Source organism: Mycobacterium sp. (assembly GCF_032162105.1).
GTDB lineage: Bacteria > Actinomycetota > Actinomycetes > Mycobacteriales > Mycobacteriaceae > Mycobacterium.
Window position 1 is genome coordinate 1 of sequence record NZ_JAVRPS010000489.1, and the last position, 3,159, is coordinate 3,159.

Annotated in this window: 3 protein-coding genes; all 3 read right to left on the minus strand. The window is 65.6% G+C overall.

Going from position 1 to position 3,159, the window contains the following annotated elements; translation table 11 throughout:
• Positions 1-577: 577 nt before the first annotated feature.
• Positions 578-1,513, minus strand: a complete 936-nt coding sequence (locus tag QOC69_RS25160) for an amidohydrolase family protein (protein WP_526444745.1) — start codon at positions 1,511-1,513, stop codon at positions 578-580.
• 648 nt (positions 1,514-2,161) lie between these two features.
• The gene (locus QOC69_RS25165) at positions 2,162-2,602 is read right to left on the minus strand and encodes an ankyrin repeat domain-containing protein (RefSeq protein ID WP_526444747.1); all 441 of its coding nucleotides are present in this window, start codon (positions 2,600-2,602) and stop codon (positions 2,162-2,164) included.
• Positions 2,603-2,653: 51 nt separating this feature from the next.
• Positions 2,654-3,159: catalase (locus QOC69_RS25170; RefSeq protein ID WP_526444749.1), on the minus strand; the 506-nt coding region annotated here is incomplete at its 5' end.

The following is a 3,159-nucleotide window of genomic DNA, read 5'->3' on the forward strand; positions in this document are numbered from 1 at the left end:
CAAGGGTGTACCCCCGGCTGCGGGCGAACGCCGGATTGGCGCGCCTCAGGTACCCGTCGAACTCCGCGATGCAGAACGCATCACGCGAAATTTCGAAGAGCCCTGCCAGCTCCTCGTCGAACGACCCGCCCGCTGAGCCACGAGAACCCAGTCTGGCCCCGTTGATCGCGAAAGGCCACTCGTAACCGCCACCTCATTGCGCACAGCGTGACTTCGCCGGGTACGAGGAAGCGAAGGTACCGCTGTTTCGCCCGTGAGCTGACGACGGTTGTGACGACAACGACGACAGTCGAGTTTGCCGACACGTCTACCTACACGGCAATAGGACTCGTATCGGGCATGGCCTCGGACGCCCGGAAAGAGCGTTGTTGCGCCATCGACGGTCCGCAGTTGTCCGGAAGCAACACGAGGGTGGACGGTTTGATACGACTGCGTGAAAGCCGTCTTCGCCTCCGGCGCGGCGGATTCCGCCGCAGCCGTGTTGAGCCAATGGTCGGGGTCACGCGTATCGGCGTAGACCTGCGCGTTGGGGAGAACGGCTCATTGCTCTGAAGCGCAGCGGCCCCCTCGGCACGTGTCAGGCGAGCAGCGTATCGGCGTTCCTGGTCGTCAGCTCTCGCCAGCTGGTGGCGCCCGGCGGCGGTGGCGCGGCGTCGATTGATGCCAATTGTGCATCAACGCCAGCAGCGGGAGTCCAGCAGGAATCGCTGCCGTAGACAATATGGGCAGTGCCCGCGACGTCCGCGAGAACTGGCAGCTGAATCGGGAACGGCGTCCCTGCCGTGTCGAACCACAAGGCGCGCATCGCGTCTCGCCACGGCGGTCCGCTGCCACCCTGTCTGAAGAGCTCGATGCGGTCGCTGAAGAAGGCCAGTGCCGCACCCGAGTGTGGCACCAGTATCCGCATGTCCGGATAGCGGTGCGCGACGCCCGCGAGCACCAGGTCGGTGATCGAGCGGGTGCTGTCGAACATGAACTCCAGCATCGGGCGGGGCCGACCGAGCGCGGTCCGCTCCCACCCGACCGGAGACGTCGGGTGGACGAACAGCACAGTCCGCCGTGAATCGAGCTCGGCCCAAACAGGTTCGAAGATCCGATCACCGAGGTAGTGGCCATCGATGTTCGAATCGAGGATGACGCCGGACGCCCCGAGAGTGTCGACGGCCCGGCGGAGTTCGGCGACCGCGGCGTCGACATCGGGTAGCGGCAGTGAGGCGAAGAACCCGAAGCGGTCGGGGTGGTCACGGACGGTCTTCGCCGCTTCGTCGTTGACGTGTTCGGCGATGGCGCGGGCGGTGGCGATGTCGCCGAGGTCCATGCCGGGCGAGGAGATCGACAGGATCGCCCGCCGGATATCGCGTCGGTCCATAGCGGACAGTTGTTCGTTGAGATTCCACTGCGGCCACCCCGGCATGCCGTCAGGTGCGAGATGACCCGCCGACTGGGCGGCACGGACATACTCGTCGGTGACGAAGTGGGCGTGCACATCGACAAGTCCAGTAGATGTGGGCATGCTCCCATGATTGCACCGACCACCACGATCGCGGCTGTACGTGTCGAGGTCGTTGGCGAACGCGACGTTCTCGCTGGTATCGGGAGAGGGCCAGATGGGCCGATCGTCGCTGGCGTCATCGCGACGCCCTTCCTCGTACGCCGCCGCGACCACATCGGCGCCCGTGCGGTCCATCGTCCCGGTCGGGTGGGGTCCCGATCCCTGCGAGGAGAATCGTTCGATTGGCTCGCTGCGGTTCCAGACAGCTCATATCGGCTTGGTCGCCGATCTCGCGGGGTGACCGGCAGCGAGCTGCTCAGCTGATCGCCTTCGCCGCCCCGATGACGACATACCTGCGCCGCAGGAGCTGCGCGCCTCAAAGCGTACGGATTCATCGGGGCTGCAGAACAAATCGGCACGGCGTGGCTCGACGGTCATCTCCCGCTGACCATGGACGCGGTCATCGACCAGCTCGTCGACATGTTCTACCGACATCTCCGACATCGCCCCGCCCCCACCGCGGCATCGCGCAGTGACGATCTACCGGGCGTCGGTGGGCACTAGCACCGACCTCGGTTCGCTACGGCGCGCCCAGCGAGAGCGCATTTGGAGTCCCCGCACTGCGCGACATGGCCATCGTCTGCCCGATGCCACGTATGCGTGTTGCGGCTAGACGTTCAGGCTGCGCCGTTGGATGTGTTGCAGCAGTTGCCGTGCGAGTTGCTCCCTTTTGAAGAACCGCGCGGTTTCAAGTGCGGACGGTGAGCCTGCCAGCGGATCGGCGTCGGCTGACAGCAGCAGTTCGATGATCGCTGTGTCGTTCTTGAAGACGGCGCCTGCCAACGGAGTTTGTCCTCGATTGTTGTGTCGATCAACGTCGGCCCCGCGCGCGATCAGCGCCGCGACAGCGGACTCGTGTCCGTAATAGGCCGCCAGCATCACCAGGGTGTCCCCGTTGGTGTTGGTGAGGTTCACGGGTACGCCCGCGTCGACGTAGGCGGCCAACATCGCGGCGTCGCCGCTGCGAGCCCAATCGAACAAGCGTGCCGCCAGGTCCATGAGCTCGGCGTCGAGGGTGGCTCTCGGGTCGTCGATCACGTTGTCTGCCATATCAACTCCAAACTGGTCAGCGTCGGCCGAGCGCCGAGCCGCGGTCGGCTGCTACAGCGCGCCGAAGGCTTCACACGCCTTGCGTACGCCTTCGCCGTAGGCGGGGTCGGCTTGGGTGCAGTTCGCGATGTGCGTCTCGACGGTCTCGTGTCGGGCGCCCTTGATGGCGCGAGCGGTGTTGTCGAAGAGCCTCTGCTGCTCGTCCCCGGTCATGAGCCGGAACAGGTCACCGGGTTGCTCGAAGTAGTTGTCGTCGTCCTCGCGGAAGTCGAAGTGATCCGCGGTGGACCCGATCGACTCAGCGGGATCGGCGTAGGCGGGCTGCTCGGCCCAGCGGCCGAAGTTGTTGGGCTCGACACCCGCGACTCCACCCTGGTTGCCGTCGACGCGCATGGCTCCGTCGCGGTGGTAGGTGTTGACCAGCTTGGCTGCACGTGGGTAGTTGACCGGGATCTGGTGGTGGTTGACGCCCACCCGGTAGCGGGCTGCGTCTCCGTAGGAGAACAGCCGGCCCTGCAGCATCTTGTCCGGGCTGAACGAGATCCCCGGGATGAGGT